General features: G+C 69.9%; 12 protein-coding genes. 4 read left to right on the top strand and 8 right to left on the bottom strand.

Annotated elements, in window-relative coordinates; genetic code table 11:
* Positions 1 to 290 precede the first annotated feature (290 nt).
* Positions 291 to 1,265 carry an ArsR/SmtB family transcription factor gene (locus G6045_RS20535; RefSeq protein WP_165333486.1) on the bottom strand — a complete coding sequence of 325 codons (975 nt, stop codon included), beginning with the start codon at positions 1,263 to 1,265 and terminating at the stop codon, positions 291 to 293.
* A gap of 111 nt (positions 1,266 to 1,376) precedes the next feature.
* Here G6045_RS20535 and G6045_RS20530 point away from each other — a divergent pair, with 111 nt between their 5' ends.
* On the top strand, positions 1,377 to 2,588 hold the full coding sequence (locus tag G6045_RS20530; protein ID WP_165333485.1) for an MFS transporter: 1,212 nt from the start codon (positions 1,377 to 1,379) through the stop codon (positions 2,586 to 2,588).
* A gap of 13 nt (positions 2,589 to 2,601) precedes the next feature.
* Here G6045_RS20530 and G6045_RS20525 read toward each other — a convergent pair whose 3' ends face one another.
* From G6045_RS20525 to G6045_RS20515, 3 genes are all read right to left on the bottom strand, one after another.
* On the bottom strand, positions 2,602 to 2,934 hold the full coding sequence (locus G6045_RS20525) for a glyoxalase superfamily protein (RefSeq protein ID WP_165333484.1): 333 nt from the start codon (positions 2,932 to 2,934) through the stop codon (positions 2,602 to 2,604).
* 48 nt (positions 2,935 to 2,982) lie between these two features.
* Complete coding sequence (locus tag G6045_RS20520; protein WP_206343969.1) at positions 2,983 to 3,348, bottom strand: SAV_915 family protein; 366 nt, start codon at positions 3,346 to 3,348, stop codon at positions 2,983 to 2,985.
* A gap of 195 nt (positions 3,349 to 3,543) precedes the next feature.
* Positions 3,544 to 5,043 (bottom strand): acyl-CoA synthetase, encoded by a 1,500-nt coding sequence (locus G6045_RS20515; RefSeq protein WP_165333483.1) that lies wholly within the window; start codon positions 5,041 to 5,043, stop codon positions 3,544 to 3,546.
* A gap of 211 nt (positions 5,044 to 5,254) precedes the next feature.
* On the opposite strand from G6045_RS20515, the gene G6045_RS20510 reads away from it, so the two are divergent.
* Both G6045_RS20510 and G6045_RS20505 read left to right on the top strand, forming a co-directional pair.
* A complete protein-coding gene (locus G6045_RS20510; RefSeq protein WP_165333482.1) occupies positions 5,255 to 7,669 on the top strand; it encodes a penicillin acylase family protein in 2,415 nt (804 codons plus the stop codon).
* Positions 7,670 to 7,851: 182 nt separating this feature from the next.
* Positions 7,852 to 10,827 carry a carbohydrate binding domain-containing protein gene (locus G6045_RS20505; RefSeq protein ID WP_165333481.1) on the top strand — a complete coding sequence of 992 codons (2,976 nt, stop codon included), beginning with the start codon at positions 7,852 to 7,854 and terminating at the stop codon, positions 10,825 to 10,827.
* A 41-nt stretch (positions 10,828 to 10,868) separates the two neighbouring features.
* Here G6045_RS20505 and G6045_RS20500 read toward each other — a convergent pair whose 3' ends face one another.
* The 3 genes from G6045_RS20500 to G6045_RS20490 form a co-directional block, all read right to left on the bottom strand.
* Positions 10,869 to 11,972: a calcium:proton antiporter gene (locus tag G6045_RS20500; protein WP_165333480.1), complete on the bottom strand. Its 1,104-nt coding sequence runs from the start codon at positions 11,970 to 11,972 to the stop codon at positions 10,869 to 10,871.
* A gap of 69 nt (positions 11,973 to 12,041) precedes the next feature.
* Entirely contained in the window at positions 12,042 to 13,592 is a 1,551-nt protein-coding gene (locus G6045_RS20495; protein WP_165333479.1) for an acyl-CoA synthetase, read from the bottom strand.
* A gap of 107 nt (positions 13,593 to 13,699) precedes the next feature.
* Positions 13,700 to 14,803 carry an NAD(P)H-dependent flavin oxidoreductase gene (locus G6045_RS20490; protein WP_165333478.1) on the bottom strand — a complete coding sequence of 368 codons (1,104 nt, stop codon included), beginning with the start codon at positions 14,801 to 14,803 and terminating at the stop codon, positions 13,700 to 13,702.
* Between the two features lie 193 nt (positions 14,804 to 14,996).
* Here G6045_RS20490 and G6045_RS20485 point away from each other — a divergent pair, with 193 nt between their 5' ends.
* Positions 14,997 to 16,805: a serine hydrolase gene (locus tag G6045_RS20485; protein ID WP_165333477.1), complete on the top strand. Its 1,809-nt coding sequence runs from the start codon at positions 14,997 to 14,999 to the stop codon at positions 16,803 to 16,805.
* Between the two features lie 14 nt (positions 16,806 to 16,819).
* On the opposite strand, the gene G6045_RS20480 is transcribed toward G6045_RS20485, so the two are convergent.
* Complete coding sequence (locus G6045_RS20480) at positions 16,820 to 17,683, bottom strand: hypothetical protein (protein ID WP_165333476.1); 864 nt, start codon at positions 17,681 to 17,683, stop codon at positions 16,820 to 16,822.
* Positions 17,684 to 17,757 lie beyond the last annotated feature (74 nt).

The raw sequence follows: 17,757 nt of genomic DNA, 5'->3' as shown, positions 1-17,757 counted from the left end.
CAGGTGAGGACAGCGACGTGACCGGAGCCCACGCCTATCTCCTGCCGGTACATCCGCTCCTCCACGGGCCACGGGGCGGAGCCTTCTCCGCAACATAGGCAGCACCATGTCCCGTCCCCGAGGAGAACCCCGCCGCCGTCGCGCCGCCGCTCGGCGGGGTCCAATCGGATGACGAACCGTCAGCGAGTTCCGCCGATCGTTTGACGTCGCGTCAGGAACACGGGGTGGCTGATTGACGCGCCGTCAGGGCGCCGGGCCCGACCGTCAGAAACCGGCCTGGTGTGGGGGATTCACGCATCCTCTGCCGCGTTGACCAGGACTTCTCCCGCGGCCGACCGGAAGTAGAGGACCGACCGGCCCGCTCTGCGGCGCACCGCGAGACCCGAGTCGAGCAGCACTTTCAGGTGGCGGCCGACCGAGCCGAGTGCCTGGCCGGTCAGGGCGACGAGCTGGGTGGTGCTCTTCGGCGTGTCGAGGAGTACCAGGACCCGGGCGCGCGCCGGGCCGAGGAGCGCACCGAGGGACTCCGGAACGTGTGCACGCCCCGCCTCGGCCAGCACGCCGGAGCACGCGTACACCAGGGCATGCCGGCTGCCGTCGGGGCGCCACGCGACCCAGCCGCCCTTCATGGTCACCGGCACGAACAGCAGCCGGGTGGCGTCGAGTTGGCGCGGCGGATAGTCGTACGCGTTGATCCGCAGCCTGCCGTCACCGAGCCAGCGCATCCCGGGGCGCAGCCCGTCGAGCGCGGCGCTCCAGCCGCTGCGGCCGAGCTGAGCGGTACGGGCGGCGATATCGGCCTCGAGGATCCGGCGCCGACGGTCCCAGTCCGGCCGCACGGTGTGGGTCCAGACCCAGTGGAGGAGGTCGGCGGTGCGCTGCGGCAGGTCGTCGCGGTCGAGAGCGGTCGGGAGCGGGCCGCCGAGCGCGAGGGTCAGATCCTCGCGCGCGGTCGCGGGACGGGTCCCGCGGATCTCCTCCAGCTCCTCCTCGAACGACTGACTCCCGTCCGGGTCCGGGGTGGGGGTCAGATAGTCGGCGGTCCAGGTGGGGCCGAGCGCGGCCTTGATCGTCTGCGCGGTGAGCGGATCGGCGGCGAGGCGCTCGCGGTAGGCGGGCAGATGGACCCCCAGCCAGGCGTGTTCGCCGGGGTGGTGCGGGGTGCCGCGTTCCAGGGCCTTGAGGGCGGCGGTGGTCTCGGCGAGCGGGGAGATCACGAAGCGGCTGTCGGCGAGGGTGTCGGTGCTGATGAGCCACAGACCCATGGGCTGCTCCCTCCCCTCTTCCTCTTCTCTTGCCTCGCGTGTGCATCCTCTTGCTTTCGCGTGTGCGCGAAACATTAACCTCTGCCGTCCGGACCCTGCGAGAACTCCCCCATGCGCACCTATCGCGACCTCTTCGCCACCCCGGAGTTCACGCCCCTCTTCCTCGCCTCCGCCGGACATGTCGCAGGACAGACGATGAGCGGTCTGGCGCTCGGCACTCTCGTCCATGCGGCGACGGGCTCACCCCTGCTGACCGCACTCGCGATGTTCGGTCCTTCGCTCGCCCAGGTGCTCGGCGCGACCCTGCTGCTTTCCGCGGCCGACCGGCTGCCGCCGCGAGCGGCGATGACGGGCCTGGCGCTGCTGTTCGCGGCGGGTACCGCAGTGCAGGCTCTGCCGGGGATGCCCGTCTGGGGGACCTTCGCCGTGCTTCTGGTGCTCGGCATGGTGGGAGCCCTGGGCGGCGGGGTGCGGTACGGCCTGGTCAACGAGGTGCTGCCCAGGGACGGTTACGTCCTCGGTCGGTCCCTGCTCAACATGTGCGCGGGCACGATGCAGATCGCCGGATTCGCGCTCGGCGGCCTGCTCGTGGTCACGCTCTCCGCGCGCGGGACGCTGCTCGTGGGAGCGGGCCTCTACCTGGTCTCGGCGGCTTCCGCCCGCTTCGGCCTCTCCCGCAGGCCCGCCCGCGCCCAGGGCCGGCCGTCCGTGGCGCAGACCTGGCGCACCAACGCCCTGCTGTGGTCCGACCGTTCGCGGCGCCGCGTGTATCTCGCGCTCTGGGTGCCGAACGGCCTTATGGTCGGCGCCGAGTCGCTCTTCGTCTCGTACGCGCCTTCGCAGGCGGGGCTGCTCTTCGCGTGCGCCGCGGGCGGCATGCTCCTCGGCGACATCCTCGTCGGGCGCTTCGTGCCCACGGCCTGGCGCCGGCGCCTGGGCGTACCTCTTCTGCTGCTGCTCGCCGCTCCGTATCTGCTCTTCGCGCTGCATCCGGCCGTACCCGTCGCCCTCGTCCTCGCCGCGCTCGCCTCGGTGGGCTTCGCGGCGAGCCTGGTCCAGCAGGAGCGCCTGATGTCCCTGACGCCGCATGAGCTGAGCGGCCACGCGTTGGGCCTGCACACGTCCGGCATGCTCACGATGCAGGGCGTCGCGGCGACCCTCGCCGGTACCCTCGCCCAACTCACGTCGCCGGCGGCGGCGATCACGGTGATGGGGTGCCTGTCGCTGACGGTGACCCTGACGCTCGCCCGCGGCCTGAGGGCGACGGATGACCGGGCCGCGGCCACCGTACCCACGAGGACCGTTGCCGACCACAGCTCGTAGCTGCCGGCGGCGGTCAGTCCGTCGGCGTGCCGATCCGCAGCCGGTTGCCGTCAGGGTCGCGCAGCTCGATCTCACGCGCCCACGGAGCATCCTCCGCCTGCACACCGAACTCGGAGGCGATGGCCTCGACATCGAGAACGCGGAGGTAGACCAATGTGTCGGGGCGGGCATCGCCGCTGTGCTCCGACAGGAACAACCGCACCCCGCCCCGGGCGACCTCGACGAATGCGGGAAGTTCCGGGGCGAAGCGGTGTTCCCACTGTGGGGTGAAGCCCAGCCGCTCGTACCAGGAGACCGCCGCCGCAGCGTTCTCGACGCGAAGAATGGGAATGACTTCCTCGTCCATGGCGCCATCGTCGCAGACCGCTCAGGGCGAACATCATTCGATGCGCCGCTAGCAGGTCGTACGGCTGCTCACTGCACGCCGGGGCATGGTTCGTCCTTCCGTACGCTCCTGTGCCCCGGTCCTCTTCGGCCGTGGCGCCGAGAACAGCGGATCCACCGTGAGCAGCGCGATCCCGACCAGGGCGGCCAGCGAGCGCAGGGCCGGTTCGGACAGGCGGATACGGGGGTGGTGCGCGCCCAGGAGTGAGGTGAGGCGCTGCTCGGACGTGAAGGCGACGGCGGTGCGGAAGCCGAGGGGCGTGCGGAAGAAGCGGGGGCTCATGCCCGTCGGACCCGGCCGGACGGGCACGAACAGCGGTCCGGCCGGGACCTGTTCACCAGGCTCGGCGTCCTCGGTGAGAGCGACTGACGACATGACGTACTCCTCACGAGCGTGCGGGCCCGGACGGCGATCGCTGCTGAAGCGACGATATGCCCGGGTGCGCAAGCCGTGCGCAGCCGTCTCACCATGCTGACGCGCGCTTGACGCCTCGGTCAGCCCTCACCATGCTGACGCGCGCTTGACGCCTCGGTCAGCCCTCACCATCCTGACGCGCGCTCGACACGCCGTTCAGCCCTCGCCCGCGAACCGGTCCCGCAGCTCGCGCTTGAGGATCTTGCCGCTCGCGTTGCGCGGCAGTTCGTCGACGAACAGGACGCGCTTGGGGGCCTTGAAGGCCGCGAGCTGCTCCTTCGCGTGCGCGACCAGGTCCGCCTCGGTGACCTCACCGCGGGCCACGACCACCGCCGTGACCGCCTCGATCCAGCGCTCGTCGGGCAGTCCGATGACGGCTGCCTCGGCCACCGCCTCATGGGTGTACAGCGCGTCCTCGACCTGCCGGGACGCCACGAGGACTCCCCCGGAGTTGATCACGTCCTTCACCCGGTCGACGACGGTGAAGTAGCCCTCGGAGTCCCGCACCGCGAGGTCACCCGAACGGAACCAGCCGTCCCGGAAGGCCTCCGCCGTCTCCTCGGGCTTGTCCCAGTAGCCCTCGCACAACTGCGGGGAGCGGTAGACGACCTCGCCGGGTGTGCCGTCCGGCACCTCCTTGCCGGACTCGTCCACGACCCGGGCCTCCACGAACAGCACCGGCCGCCCGCACGAGTCCATCCGGCCCTCGTGCTCCTCGGGGCCGAGCACCGTCGCCAGCGGCCCGATCTCGCTCTGCCCGAAGCAGTTGAAGAACCCGAGCCCGGGCAGCCTGGCCCGCAGCCGTTCGAGCACGGGCACGGGCATGATCGACGCCCCGTAGAAGGCCTTGCGCAGTCGGGTCAGATAGCGCCGGTGGAAGTCGGGATGGTTGGCCAGGGCGATCCACACGGTGGGCGGCGCGAAGAGGCTGTCGTGTCCGGCCTCGATCAGGTCGAAGATCCGGTCCGCCGAAGGCGCGTCGATGACGGTGTTCTCCGCGCCGACCGCGAGGTAGGGCATCAGGAACACATGCATCTGAGCCGAGTGGTACAGCGGCAGCGAGTGCACCGGCCGGTCCGTCTCCGCCAGGCCGAGGGCGTGGATCGCGCTGACGTACTCGTGGACCAGGGCGCGGTGGGTCATCATCGCGCCCTTGGGGAGGGCCGTGGTGCCGGAGGTGTACAGCAGCTGCACCAGGTCTTCGGGCGAGGGCTCCGGTCCGTCGTACGCGGGAGCCGTCCGCAGCCGTTCGATGAGCGAGTCCTCCAGGTCGCGCAGCGCCAACACCCGTACGTCGTCGGGGAGTCGGCCGGCGATCGGCGGGTCGGCGAGGACGAGCGAGCATCCGGACTGGCCGACGATGTACGCGAGATCGTCGCCGGTGAGGTGATGGTTGACCGGGACGTGCACCAGGCCCGCGCGCGAGCAGCCGAGGAAGCCGATCAGATAGGCGTCGGAGTTGTGGCCGTAGGCCCCCACGCGGTCGCCGGGCGCCAGGCCCGCGTCGCTCAGGACCCGCGCCGCCCGCGACACCGCGTCGTCCAGTTCGGCGTAGGTCCAGGTGCGGTCCGCGTAGCGCAGCGCGACCCGTTCAGGGGTGCGCCGGGCGCTGCGGCGGAGCATGGCGTCGACCGTGTTGCTGCGTACACCCGTCATGCACGTGATCCTGTGCCGGACCGCGGACGCGGGTCAAGAGCCGTGTGCGCGGGACGCGGCTCAGGCGCCGGGTGCGAGACGCAGGCCCGCTCCTGTGTACCGGCACAGTCCCCCTGTGACACGGCACAACCACCGCGCACGGAGGGACGACAGGTGACCTACCGGTAGGTACGCTCAACTGCCCCTGCCCGCACACCCGTTGGGAGGACCCATGCGCCAGCGCGCGAGACGTTTCGTACTCCTCGCCACCGCGCTGCTCACCGCGGCCGCCACCGCGGCGCCCGCGCCCGCCGCCGACCAGGACCGCGGTGACCGGCATCCGTCGCACGGCGGACTCTCGGCCACCATCCGCTACACCGAGTACGGCATCCCGCACATCCTCGCGGGCAACTACACCGATCTGGGCTTCGGCACCGGGTGGGCGCAGGCCCAGGACAACGTCTGCGTCCTCGCCGAGAGTTTCGTGACGCTGCGCGGCGAGCGGTCCAGGTACTTCGGTGTGGACAAGGCGCCCGACGGCTCGCTGTCCTCGGCCACGACGAACGCCTCCAGCGATCTGTTCTTCCGCGGGATCAAGGAAGCCGGCACGGTGGAGAAGCTCGCCGAACTTCCGCCGCCGGTCGGCAACCGGCCCGAGCAGAAGAAGCTGGTGCGCGGGTTCGCGGCCGGTTACAACGCCTGGCTGAAGCAGAACCGCATCACGGACCCCGCGTGCAAGGGTGCCGACTGGGTGCGGCCCGCGACCGAACTCGACATGTCACGGCTCGCGTTCGCGCTCTCCGTCCTCGGCGGCCAGGGCCGTGCGGCGGACGCGATCACCAGCGCGCGGCCGCCGGCGGCCGGCGCGCAGGCCGAGGATGTGTCCCCGAAGGCAAAGGCAGAGGCGGCCCGCGACCTGTTCGCCACCGACGAGGCCGCGATGGGTTCCAACGCCGTCGCCTTCCACGGCAGTACGACGGCGAACGGCCGCGGTCTACTGCTCGGCAATCCGCACTACCCCTGGCAGGGCGGCCGCCGCTTCTGGCAGGTGCAGCAGACCATCCCGGGTGAGCTCAACGTCTCCGGCGGCTCACTGATCGGTGCGGTGACCCCGTCCATCGGGTTCACGCCGTACGCCGCCTGGAGCCATACGGTGGCCACCGGCGTACCGATGAATCTGCACCAACTGACCCTGGATCCGGCCGATCCGACGACGTACCTCGTCGACGGAAAACCGCGCAAGATGACCAAGCGCACCGTCACCATCGACGTGAAGGGCGGCGCGCCCATCACCCGTGATCAGTGGTGGACGCAGTACGGCCCGGTGGTGACCTCGCTCGGCGCGGAGCTGCCGCTGCCGTGGACGGCCACCACCGCGTACGCGCTCAACGACCCCAACGCGGCCAATCTGCGCGCCTCCGACACCGCTCTCGGTTTCGCGAAGGCGCGCAGCGTCAAGGGCGTCCAGGAGGTGCTCCGCACCACGCAGGGGCTGCCCTGGGTGAACACCATCGCCGCCGACTCGGGCGGGCACTCGCTGTACACGCAGTCCCAGGTGCTGCCGCGGATCACCGATGAGATCGCCGCGCGCTGCTCCACCCTGCTCGGCCAGGTCACCTATCCGACGGCGGGCCTCGCGGTGCTCGACGGTTCGCGCGCCGACTGCGGTCTCGGGCGTGACCAGGACGCGTTGCAGCCGGGGATCCTCGGTCCGTCGCGGATGCCGACCCTGGTGGACGCGCCGTACGCGGAGAACTCCAACGACAGCGCCTGGCTGGCCAACGCCGACCGGCCGCTGCGGGGGTACGAGCGGGTCTTCGGCAATATCGACACGCCCCGCTCGATGCGTACCCGAGGTGCCATCGAGGACGTGGCCGCGATGGCCAAGCGCGGCAAGCTGACCGTCGCGGATCTGCAGCGCCGGCAGTTCACCAACCGGGCACCGGCCGGAACTCTGGGCGCGGCCGAGGCGGCGCAGGCCTGCGCGCAGCTGCCGGGTGGCAAGGCAACCGGCAGTGACGGCACGGTCGTCGACGTGACGACGGCGTGCGCGGTCCTGAAGAGCTGGGACCGGACCATGGACACGGACAGCCGGGGCGCGCTGCTCTACGACCGGTTCTGGCGGGGCATGCGCTCCGCTCTCGGCTCGCAGGGCGTGTGGACGGTGCCCTTCGACCCGGCCGACCCGGTCCGCACCCCGCACACCCTCAACACCGCCTCGCCCGCCTTCGCCCGCGCCCTCGCGGATGCCGTCACCCAGCTCACGGCGGCCGGCATCGCCCTGGACGCCCGCCTCGGTGAGAACCAGTACGTCGTACGGGGCGGCAAGCGCCTGGCCGTGCCGGGTGGCACCGAGTCCCTCGGCGTATGGAACAAGATCGAGCCGATCTGGGACCCCAAGTCCGGCTACACCGAGGTGAGTACGGGCTCCAGCCATATCCAGGCGGTCGGCTGGGACGGCTCGCGCTGCCCGGTGGCGCGCACGCTGTTGACGTACTCGCAGTCGCCGAACCCGAACTCGCCGCACCACAGCGACCAGACACGGCTGTTCTCGCAGGAGAAGTGGGTGACCTCACGGTTCTGTGAGAAGGACATCCACCGGTCGCCGGACCTGAAGGTGGTGAAGGTCAAGGAGCGCCGTCACTGACGGACCCCGCTCATCGAAGGCCCGAGGGTTGCGACCCTCGGGCCTTCGTGCTGCGCACTCTCTTTACGCGCCTGTCGTGTACCTGTAACTTCCGCGCTGCAATAACTTGCAGGAACTTTCCGGTTGTTCTTGCACTCGCGCGCTGAACTCCCCACCCCGCAGCCCGTATCGGAGAGACGCCCATGAGACACAGACCCTTCCGCCTGCCACGACGCCTGCTCGCGTCGTTCACTGCGGCGGCCGGCCTCCTGGCCCTGCTCTCCGGGACACCCGCCGCCGGATCGGCGCCCGAGGCGACGGCCGCCGACGCGAACACGGCGACCGTCTTCTACTACACGAAGACCAAGAACTGGCCCTCCACCTACCTCCACTACGCGCCGGACGGCGGCTCGTGGACGACCGTGCCCGGTACGCGGATGGAAGCGGCCTGCACGGACTGGGTGAAGCAGACCGTGGACCTCGGCTCGGCCACCGGCCTTGCCGCCACCTTCAACAACGGCAGCGGCACCTGGGACAACAACGGCGGCGCGAACTACGACCTGGGCACGGGCGTCCTGACCGTCAAGGACGGCGTGGTCGCCCACAGCGACCCGTGCGCCGGCACCGACCCGGGCGAGCCCGGCAACCAGGCGACCGTCTACTACTCCACGGCGACCTCCGGGTGGACCACGACCAACCTCCACTACGCCCCCGCCGGCGCCTCCTGGACCACTCCCCCGGGCATCGGCATGGCGGCCGCCTGCACCGGCTGGTGGAAGAGGACCGTCGACCTCGGGACGGCCACGACGCTGCGGGCCACGTTCAACAACGGCAACGGCGTGTGGGACAACAACAACGGCGCCGACTACGCCCTTTCGGCCGGCCTCGCCACCGTGAAGGACGGCGCGGTCACCAAGGACGCCAAGGACCCCTGCGCGGCCCAGGAGCCCGACACCCAGGCCCCGACGGCGCCCACCAAGGTCACCGCGAACGCCACCCACACGTCCATCGTGCTGACCTGGGAGGCGGCGACCGATGACACGGCGGTGACCAAGTACCAGGTCACCCGCACCGGCGGCACCAAGGGGACGGTCGTCACCGACGTCGGCTCAACCGTGTTCTCGGACACGGGACTTGAGGAGCGCACCGCCTATACGTACACGGTGAAGGCCCTGGACGCGGCCGGTAACACCTCGCCCGCCTCCGCCGAGGCCAAGGCGACGACCGGCGAGCAGGCACCGGAACCCGCCGCGGGCACCCCACTGGGCACGGATCCGCGCAAGGACCCGATCTACTTCGTCCTCACGGCGCGCTTCCAGGACGGCGACACCAGCAACAACCGCGGCGGCAGCCAGCACGTCAAGTCCGGCAACGCGGCGAACGACGACCCGATGTTCCGCGGCGACTTCAAGGGCCTGGTCGGCAAGCTCGACTACATCAAGGCGCTTGGCTTCTCCGCGGTCTGGGTCACCCCGGTCGTCCTCAACCGCTCGGACTACGACTACCACGGGTACCACGGCTACGACTTCTACAAGGTCGACCCTCGTCTGGAGTCCGCCGGCGCCTCGTATCAGGACCTGATCAACGCCGCGCACGCCAAGGGCATGAAGATCTACCAGGACGTCGTCTACAACCACAGCTCCCGCTGGGGCGCCAAGGGCCTGTCCACGCCGGCCGTGTACGGCGTCCGCGACTCCCAGTGGAGCTGGTACTACGACGAGAAGAACGAGGGCTTCACGTATGACGGCCTGACCGTCGAGCCCAAGTCCGGGAAGTCGTACTACAACGGCGATCTGTGGTCGACGGCCGAGCCCTCCGGCAACACCTGCCTGAACTGGGGCAAGCCCACCGGCGGCAAGAGCGCGGAGGGCTACACCCTCTACAACTGCCAGTGGCCGAGCCCCACTTCGGGCATGTTCCCCAAGGACCTGTACCACCAGTGCTGGATCGGCAACTGGGAGGGCGAGGACTCACGCTCCTGCTGGCTGCACGAGGACCTCGCCGACTTCAACACCGAGAACACCGCCGTCCAGAACTATCTGATCGGCGCGTACAACAAGTACATCGACATGGGCGTCGACGGCTTCCGCGTGGACACCGCCGTGCACATCCCGCGCACCACCTGGAACCGCCGTTTCCTGCCGGCCATCAACGAACGGGTCACCCAGCGCTTCGGAGCCGACAAGGCCAGAAACTTCTTTGTGTTCGGCGAGGTCGCGGCCTTCGTCAACGACAAGTGGAACCGCGGCTCCGTGAACCACTCCGCGCAGTTCTACAGCTGGAAGGAACGCAAGGAGTACGCGGCCGACGACGCCGCGGCCGCACTCGAGATGTACGCCTACGAGCAGCAGCAGGGCACCGGCAACCAGCCCACGTCCACCAACGCCTTCCTCAACGGCAACAGTTACCACGCCCCGGACCACAGCAAGTTCTCCGGCATGCACATCATCGACATGCGCATGCACATGAACTTCGGTGATGCGCCGAACGCCTTCGGCAACGGCAAGGACTCCGACGACTCCGTCAACGACGCCACGTACAACGTGGTCTATGTGGACAGCCACGACTACGGGCCGAACAAGAGCAGCGACCGCTACGCGGGCGGCACCGACGCGTGGGCCGAGAACATGTCCCTGATGTGGACCTTCCGTGGTATCCCGACGCTGTACTACGGCTCGGAGATCGAGTTCCAGAAGGGCAAGAAGATCGACTGCGGGCCGAGCTGTCCGCTCGCCACCACCGGCCGCGCCTACTTCGGCGACCATCTGGCGGGGTCGGTCACGGCCACCGACTTCGGCAAAGTCGGCTCGTCGAGCGGCACGGTGGCCACGACGCTCGACCAGCCCCTGGTCAAGCACGTGCAGCGGCTCAACCGGATCCGGCGGGCCGTGCCCGCGCTGCAGATGGGCCAGTACTCCACGGAGGGCATCAGCGGCCGGATGGCGTTCAAGCGTCGCTACACCGGCGGGGGCACGGACAGCTTCGCGCTGGTCACGGTCACCGGGTCGGCCACGTACACCGGAATCCCGAACGGCACGTACACCGACGCCGTCACCGGGGACGTGAAGACCGTCGCGAACGGCACGCTGTCGGTCGCCGCCCCCGGCAAGGGCAACCTGCGCGTGTACGTCCTGAACGGCCCCGGCAAGATCGGCGACAGCGGTCCGTACCTCAAGTAGAGCCACGGACCTCAAGGAGAGCTACAGGACCTCAAACAGAGCTACGGGCTGATCGCCAGGAAGACGAACGACGCGAACACCACCAGATGAACCCCGCCCTGGAGGAGAGTCGCCTTGCCCGGCACCACGGTCAGGGCGCTCACCACCATCGTCAGGGCGAGCAGCACCATATGGGTGGCGCCCAGGCCCAGCTCGAGCGGCCCGTCCAGCCAGATCGAGGCGACGGCGATCGCGGGAATCGTCAGACCGATACTCGCGATCGCCGAGCCATGGGCCAGGTTGAGGCTGATCTGGACCCGGTCGCGGCGGGCCGAGCGGAAGGCCGCGAGGGTTTCGGGCAGCAGGACCAGGAGGGCGATCACGACGCCGACCGCCGACTGCGGCAGCCCCGCCTTGTCGATCACGTCCTCGATCGTCGGCGAGATCCCCTTGGAGTTGCCGACCACCGCGACCAGCGAGGCGAGCAGCAGCACCAGGCTGACCAGGGTCTCCCGATTGGTCGGCGGATGGGCGTGCGCTTCCTCGTCGAGCACCTCGCCGTCGCGGGTGACAGGCAGGAAGTACTCGCGGTGGCGGATCGTCTGCATGGCCACGAACAGCAGATAGAGCCCGATGGAGACGATCGCCGCGAAGGCCAGCTGCGCGGTCGTGAACTGTGGGCCCTGCACCCCGTGGGTGAAGGTCGGCAGCACGAGGCTGAGGGTCGCGAGGGTGGCCACGGTGGACAGCGCCGCGACCGTACCGTCCGTGTTGAACGCGGCCACACCATTGCGCCAGGCGCCCACGAGCAGGGTGAGGCCGACGATGCCGTTGCAGGTGATCATCACGGCGGCGAACACGGTGTCCCGGGCCAACGAGGACGCTTTCGGCCCGCCGTCGGCCATCAGGGTGACGATCAGGGCCACCTCGATCAGCGTGACGGCGACCGCGAGCACCAGGGAGCCGAAGGGCTCGCCCACCTTGTGCGCCACGACCTCGGCATGGTGGACGGCCGCGAGGACCGCGGCGGCCAGGCAGACGGCGACGAGCACCACCATGGGGCCCGGCAGGTCACGGCCCCAGGTGAAGGCCAGGACCACGAGGGCGATCAACGGGACGGCGGTCGTCCCGACGGTCGTGAAGGTGCCCGGTTTCGCAGCTGCCATGATCCAACGCTGACAGCTCCCCGGACAGACCACACCCCCGGAGCCGGGGCCCCGGGGGTGGAAGGCGGATCACATGGGCCGCTCGTGGCCCTCCCAGTAGGGCTCGCGCAGCCGCCGCTTGTACAGCTTCCCGTTGGGGTCGCGCGGCATGGTCTCGATGAAGTCGACGCTCTTGGGCCGCTTGTATCCGGCCAGCTGCCGCTCGCAGTGCGCGAGGATCTCGGTGGCGAGCGCGTCGCCGGCCGTGTACCCCTCGGCCGGCTCGATGACCGCCTTGACCTCCTCGCCCCAGTCGGCGTGCGGAATACCGAACGCGGCGGCGTCCGCGACGGCCGGGTGGGTGAGCAGCGCGGACTCGATCTCGGCCGGGTAGATGTTGACGCCGCCCGAGATGATCATGTCGATCTTGCGGTCGCGCAGATACAGATAGCCGTCCTCGTCGATCATCCCGAGGTCGCCGACGGTGAAGAAGTCGCCGATGCGGTTCTTCTTCGTCTTCTCCTCGTCCTTGTGGTACGAGAAGCCGCCGGTCTTCATCTGCATGTAGACCGTGCCCAGTTCGCCGGGCGGCAGCCGGTTGCCGTCGTCGTCGAAGATGGCCAACTCGCTGATGGGCCAGGCCTTTCCGACCGTGCCCGGCTTCTTCAGCCAGTCCTGTGCGGTCGCAAACGCACCGCCGCCTTCACTGGCCGCGTAGTACTCCTCGACGCAGGTCCCCCACCACTCGATCATCGCGCGCTTCACATGGTCGGGGCAGGGCGCGGCGCCGTGGATCGCGTGCCGCATGGACGAGACGTCGTACGAGGACTTGACCGTCTCCGGCAGCGCGAGCAGCCGGTGGAACTGGGTCGGCACCATGTGCGTGTGCGTGCACTTGTACGTGTCGATCAGACGGAGCATCTCCTCGGGCGTCCACTTGTCCATCAGGACCAGCGGATGCCCGATGTGCAACGACGCACCCGCGAACTGCAACACCGCCGTGTGGTACAGCGGCGAGCAGACCAGGTGCACGTTGTCGTCGAAGGGCTTGATGCCGAAGATCCCGAGGAAGCCGCCGAGATGCGCCTCCTCCGGCACCTTTCCGGACAGCGGACGGCGGATGCCGCGCGGGCGTCCCGTCGTACCGGAGGTGTAGTTCATCACCCAGCCCTGGGTGCGGTCCTCGGGCACCGACTCCGGCTGTCCGTCCAGGAGTTGGGCGTACGGCCGGAATCCCTCCACCGCGCCGACCGCGAACCGCTGCCCGGCCGGCAGCTTCGCCTCGTCGGCGGCGTGGATCGCGGCCTCGGCGAACCGCTCGTGCGCGAGGAGCACCTTGGCGCCCGAGTCGGAGACGATCCAGGCGATCTCGGGGCCGACGAGATGGTGGTTGACGGGCACGACGTAGAACCCGGCCTGGGACGCGGCGAGATACGCGGTGAAGAACTCCACACCGTTGGGCAGCACGACGGCGAACGCGTCGCCGCGCTCCAGGCCCGCGGCGCGCAACCCGTGCACGAGCTGGTTGACGGCGGCGTGCAGCCGCCCGGCCGTCCACTCCTCGCCGTCGGGGGCGATGAGCATGACGCGCTCGGGGTCGGCCGTCGCCTGCGCCCAGAAACCGTTGGGTGCTTGGGACATGAAGGCTCCTCCTGGCTTACGGGGTAGGCCGGGGTGAAAAGTCGGGGTCGGTCGAGAAGGGGCAGCTCGGGGTCGGTCGGGAAGTGGCCGGTCGAAAAGGGGTCCGGTCAGGCGCGGCCGGCGATCTTGTTGATGCGGTCGATGGCGCGCTCGAAACCGCGGGTGAGGTCGTCGAAGACCTCCTGGACGCTGCGTTCGGCGTTCATCCGGCCGACGATCTGGCCCACGGGTGTGCCGAGCAGCGGCGAGATCTCATGCTTCTGGATCCGGGTGAGCGCCTCGGCGACGAGGAGTCCCTGCAACGGCATCGGCAGGGTGCCGGGCCCGTTCGGGTCGTCCCAGGCGTCGGTCCACTCGGTGCGCAACTGGCGCGCGGGCTTTCCGGTCAGGGCGCGCGAGCGCACGGTGTCACCGGAGCCCGCGGCGAGCAGCTTCTCCGTGACGGCGCGCGAGTGCATGTCGGCCTCGGTCGTGGTCAGCCAGATCGACCCGGTCCACACTCCTTGCGCGCCCAACGCCAGCGCTGCCGCGACCTGTTCGCCACTGCCGATGCCGCCGGCCGCGAGAACCGGCAGCGGGGCGACGGCCTCGACGCACTCCGGGGTGAGCACCATCGAGGCGATCTCGCCGGTGTGCCCGCCGGCCTCGTACCCCTGCGCGACCACGATGTCGATGCCGGCCTCGGCGTGCTTGCGCGCATGGCGGGCGCTGCCCGCGAGCGCGGCGACGAGGACGTTGTTGTCGTGCGCGCGCTGGATCACATCGGCCGGCGGTGAACCGAGCGCGTTGGCGAGGAGTTTGATCGGGTAGTCGAAGGCCACGTCGAGCTGGTTGCGGGCCACCTGCTCCATCCAGCCGGTGATCCGCCACCCCGACGCCTCGCCCTCGGCGAGCTCCGGGACGCCGTACTTAGCGAGCGTCTCCCGTACGAACTCCCGGTGGGATTCGGGAATCATCGCCTCGACATCGGCCTCGCTGACGCCCTCGACCTTCTTCGCGGGCATCACGACATCCAGGCCGTACGGCTTGGAGTCGGTGTTCGCCTCCATCCAGTCGAGGTCGCGTTTGAGTTCGTCGGGGGCCGTGTAACGGACCGCGCCGAGCACGCCGAATCCGCCAGCCCGAGTGAGCGCGGCGGCCACGGCGGGGAACGGCGTGAACCCGAAAACGGCGTGCTCGACTCCGAGTTTCTTGCTCAGCTCCGTCTGCATGCGGGCAGGATGCCGCAGCCGCGCGGGCGAGGGAAGAGATTTTCTGACTGAGTGTCAGATTCTTTGCCTGTCACGCCACTCGACCCACCACAAGCACGGACTCTTGACAGGGACACCACCGCGAAAGAAGGTTTCATTCGGCTGTCGAGATCGCGAAAGTATCTTTCAATATCGATACGCGGAGGAGTACGGCATGCGTGAGGCGCACGCGGAAAACACCGGCGAGGTTCCCAGACGAGCAGCCCTCTCCCGGCGCCGGTTCGGCCAAGGCCTGATGGCGCTCGGCGGCGCCGTCGCCCTGGTGCCGTTCCCGGCGGGTCCCGCGACGGCGAATCCCGCGGCGGCCCCCCAGGGACACGGCCGCACTTTGCGCCGCGGGTCGCCCGAGCAGGCCGGACTGCTGCCGGGCGAGCTGCGCCAACTGGTCGTGGACGCCGAGAAGTTCCTCGGCCCCTCCCCCAAGCACCCCTGGTTCGCGGGCGCCGTGCTGCTCGCGGGACGCGGGTCCACCGTCGCCCTGCACGAGCCGATCGGCATGGCGGTGCGCTACTCCGCGTACGACGAGAAGACCGACACCGGCGTCGAGCTCCCCGCAGACCAGCAGATCCCGGCCGCCGAGGACACCGTCTACGACCTCGCGTCGGTCTCCAAGCTCTTCACGTCGATCCTGGCCGTGCAGCAGATCGAACGCGGCAAGCTGGAGCTGGAAGCCCCCGTCGCCTCGTACCTCCCCGACTTCGCCGGCGGGGGCAAGCAGGACGTCACCATCCTCCAGCTCCTCACGCACACCTCCGGATTCCGCTCCTGGATCCCGCTGTTCCGCGAGCCGACGTACGAGGCCAAGCTCCAACGCCTGTGGAACGAAACCCTCCTGAACCCGCCGGGCACCAAGTACCTCTACTCGGACCTCAACCTGATCTCCCTCCAGCTCGTCCTGGAGAAGATCACCGGCCGGGCGCTCGACGTGCTCCTGCACGACGAGATCACGGCCCCGCTCGGCATGCGCCGTACCCGCTACAACCCGCCCGCGTCCTGGAAGCCGAAGATCGCCGCGACCGAGGACGCCCGGCTGCCCTGGTCGGGGCTCGACCGCGGCCTGGTCTGGGGCGAGGTGCATGACGAGAACGCCTTCAGCTTCGGCGGTGTCGCCGGCCACGCGGGTGTGTTCTCGTGTGCGTGGGACCTCGCGATCCTCGGCCGCTGTCTGCTCAACGGCGGCTCGTACGGCCGCACGCGCATTCTGAGCGACGACTCGGTGGACCTGATGTTCACCGACTTCAACACGGAGTTCCCCGGCGACGAGCACGGTCTCGGCTTCGAGCTCTACCAGCACTGGTTCATGGGCGCGATGGCCACACCCGGTTCGGCGGGCCACACCGGCTTCACGGGCACCTCGCTGGTCCTCGACCCGACCACGGACTCGTTCCTGATCGTCCTCGGCAACTCGGTGCATCCGGTGCGCAGTTGGCGCTCCGGCTCCGCGCCGCGCGTCGCCACGGCCAACCGGCTCGCGCGCGCCGTGCCGGTCCGTCCGGCGAGCGGGCGCGAGGCGTGGTTCTCCGGCATGGCAGGCGCCACGACCGCCACCCTCGCCCTGCCCACCCTGGACCTGCCCGCCGAGGCCCGCCTTCACTGCTCCCTGTGGTGGGACACCGAGCCCGGCTCCGACCGCCTCTACCTGGAGGCGTCCACGGACGAGGGCGCCACCTGGTCGCCGCTCGCCTTCACCACGGAGGGCCACGTCTCAGGACCGCACCCGGACGGGTCGGTCACCGGGTGGTCCGGCCGAACCTGGCACACCGTCACCGCCGACCTCACGGGGATCGGGGGCTCAGCGGCCCGCCTCCGCTGGCGTTACGCCACGGACCAGTTGTACGTGGGCCGCGGCGCCTACGTGGACGAGCTGCGCGTCCAGACGGGCCGCCACAAGCTGTTCGACTCCGCGAGGCCCGCGGACGCGCGGCGCATCGAGGCCACGGGGTGGGCCGTGTCGCGCGACTGAGGGACGGCCGGCTGCTACTGAGGGGGCTGGTGCGGCGGCTGCGGCGCGTACGGGGCCGGCTGCTGGTACGGGGCTGCCTGCTGAGGCGGCGCGTAGGGCTGGGGCCCGTTGGGCTGAGGCTGACCGTACGACTGGGGCTGCTGGGCGTACGGCTGAGGCTGCTGCTGCCCGTACGCAGGCGCTTGCGGCTGACCGTGCGGCTGAGCCTGACCGTAAGGCTGCGGTTGACCGTAAGGCTGCGGTTGACCGTATGACTGGGTCTGACCGTACTGCTGAGGCTGGGCGTGAGGCTGCGGCGCGTACGGGCTCCCCGGCGGAACAAGCCGCACCCGCCCCGTCTGCTCGGTGAGCGGCACGAACCCGCTCGCCCGCAGCCGCTCCCCGCACTCGCGACGCCACTTGCGCCGCAGCAGGAAGCTCACGCCCGCCACCACCAGTGCGACACCGATCAACGCGCCCCAGAACACCGCCATGTCAGGCGTGCGCAGCATCTGGAAACCGACGACCGCGACGGCGATCGGGACGGCAGCCAGGCGGCGCTTCTCGTTCTGCCCGGCGTACATGTCGAACCGGATCCGGGTCCGCAGCAGTTCCGGCACCTCGGCAGGCAGCTGCGGAAGGGGGCCGCCGGCCTGCGGGGCGTGCTGCGCCCAGGCCTGCTGCGCACGCTGCTGCGCGGCCGGGTCGGGATCGGGGACGAGCAGCATCTTCAGGCCCTGCATGGTGAAGACGACATCCGCGTACTGGTACCCGAAGCGCTCGGCGAGCGCCGCGAGCCGGGAGAGCTTCTTCACAGACCCCCAGTAGCTGGTCACCTCGACCGGCTGACCGTAGGCCATCGTGTTCAGCATGGTGCGGATCTGTCCGCTGCTACTCATACCGCTCCCCCTCTTGTACCTGCGCCACCTTCGCACACGCACACCGAACCCCGACAGCCTCCCCCGCCCCACTC

This window comes from Streptomyces mesophilus, from assembly GCF_011044995.1.
Taxonomy (GTDB): domain Bacteria; phylum Actinomycetota; class Actinomycetes; order Streptomycetales; family Streptomycetaceae; genus Streptomyces; species Streptomyces mesophilus.
Note: the sequence above shows the minus strand (reverse complement) of the source record. Positions and strands in the feature narration are given on the sequence as shown.

Bases quoted from the DNA above. Each gene is read 5' to 3' on its own strand.
- G6045_RS20525 (WP_165333484.1), bottom strand. From the start codon at position 2,934: ATGGACGAGGAAGTCATTCCCATTCTTCGCGTCGAGAACGCTGCGGCG.
- G6045_RS20495 (WP_165333479.1), bottom strand. From the start codon at position 13,592: ATGTCCCAAGCACCCAACGGTTTCTGGGCGCAGGCGACGGCCGACCCC.
- G6045_RS20480 (WP_165333476.1), bottom strand. From the start codon at position 17,683: ATGAGTAGCAGCGGACAGATCCGCACCATGCTGAACACGATGGCCTAC.
- G6045_RS20485 (WP_165333477.1), top strand. From the start codon at position 14,997: ATGCGTGAGGCGCACGCGGAAAACACCGGCGAGGTTCCCAGACGAGCA.
- G6045_RS20500 (WP_165333480.1), bottom strand. From the start codon at position 11,972: ATGGCAGCTGCGAAACCGGGCACCTTCACGACCGTCGGGACGACCGCC.
- G6045_RS20510 (WP_165333482.1), top strand. From the start codon at position 5,255: ATGCGCCAGCGCGCGAGACGTTTCGTACTCCTCGCCACCGCGCTGCTC.
- G6045_RS20505 (WP_165333481.1), top strand. From the start codon at position 7,852: ATGAGACACAGACCCTTCCGCCTGCCACGACGCCTGCTCGCGTCGTTC.
- G6045_RS20535 (WP_165333486.1), bottom strand. From the start codon at position 1,265: ATGGGTCTGTGGCTCATCAGCACCGACACCCTCGCCGACAGCCGCTTC.
- G6045_RS20515 (WP_165333483.1), bottom strand. From the start codon at position 5,043: ATGACGGGTGTACGCAGCAACACGGTCGACGCCATGCTCCGCCGCAGC.
- G6045_RS20530 (WP_165333485.1), top strand. From the start codon at position 1,377: ATGCGCACCTATCGCGACCTCTTCGCCACCCCGGAGTTCACGCCCCTC.
- G6045_RS20520 (WP_206343969.1), bottom strand. From the start codon at position 3,348: ATGTCGTCAGTCGCTCTCACCGAGGACGCCGAGCCTGGTGAACAGGTC.
- G6045_RS20490 (WP_165333478.1), bottom strand. From the start codon at position 14,803: ATGCAGACGGAGCTGAGCAAGAAACTCGGAGTCGAGCACGCCGTTTTC.